This is a genomic window from Halomonas sp. 111 (genome assembly GCF_052379685.1).
In the GTDB taxonomy this organism is placed as follows: domain Bacteria; phylum Pseudomonadota; class Gammaproteobacteria; order Pseudomonadales; family Halomonadaceae; genus Vreelandella; species Vreelandella citrativorans.
Genome location: NZ_JBQSYV010000060.1, coordinates 1 through 548, shown reverse-complemented (window position 1 = coordinate 548; position 548 = coordinate 1). Strand labels below are relative to the sequence as shown.

The window sequence follows — 548 nt, the reverse complement described above, 5'->3', positions numbered from 1 at the left end:
GCAGGGTCGTCGTCGCTAAACTCGACCAGGTTGATACCCCGAATCGGTGTGTCGCTCTCGGGGAAGAACTCGGCCACGCTGTCCCAGACAAAATCGGCCATGGCGAGCGTGAGCACCGTATCGTCGATGGTTTCGATCGACACAGGCCTGGCGCTGGCCATCAGCGTTTTGGCATCGCGCAGCGCATCCATAAAGCGGGTATAGCGCACATTAACCAGGGTGGCGTGTTGGGGGATGGGCAGTACGCTCAACACGGCTTCGTTCAGAAACCCCAGAGAGCCTTCCGAGCCACACAGCAGGCTGTTGAGATCAAGCGCATGCTGGTCGTTGCGCAGGTGAGCCAGGTCGTAACCGGTCAGGCAGCGGTTAAGCGGCGGAAAGGTCGCCTTAATCAGTTCGCGCTGCTGATCAAGAATGCTGGCCGCTGTGCGGTGCACCTGTCCGACAATACCGTCCTGCTGGCAGGCCTGCTGTTCCTCATCGGCACTGAGTGCCCGGCTATGCAGATGCTGGCCACCCAGCAGTACCGTGTCGAGTTCCAGCACGTG

The 548-nt window shown here is 60.4% G+C and carries 1 protein-coding gene; it reads right to left on the bottom strand.

Annotated features, from left to right (window positions below; all coding sequences use genetic code 11):
* The coding region (locus tag ACT3T7_RS18420; protein WP_444631929.1) for an FAD-binding oxidoreductase at positions 1-548 on the bottom strand (548 nt) is incomplete at both ends.